Annotated in this window: 1 protein-coding gene; it reads right to left on the reverse strand. The window is 68.1% G+C overall.

The window, feature by feature from the left end:
* On the reverse strand, window positions 1-307 hold a 307-nt coding region (locus FFK22_RS42485), incomplete at both ends, for an ATP-grasp domain-containing protein (protein ID WP_306770290.1).

Genomic DNA, 307 nt, shown 5'->3' on the forward strand with positions numbered 1-307 from the left:
ATCCTGCTCGCTCTCGTCGCGCAGCTCCTCGATCTCCTTGTGGCGGAACAGGGCGTTGTCGTCGAAGCCCATCTTGGCGTCGAGCGCGATCAGCTGCCCGGCCCCGGTCACCACCAGCGGGTTGATCTCGACCAGCGCGGCGTCGAGCTCGGTGAAGGCCTTGTACAGGCCCTTCAGGAAGCCGACCGCGGCATTGACCTGCTTGCCCTCCAGCCCCAGGCCGAAGGCGACCTTGCGGGCGTGGAAGTCCGACAGGCCGGTCGCCGGGTCGATGGCGACGGTCTGGATCTTCTCCGGCGTCGCCTCG

This window comes from Mycobacterium sp. KBS0706, from assembly GCF_005938675.2.
GTDB lineage: Bacteria > Pseudomonadota > Alphaproteobacteria > DSM-16000 > Inquilinaceae > Inquilinus.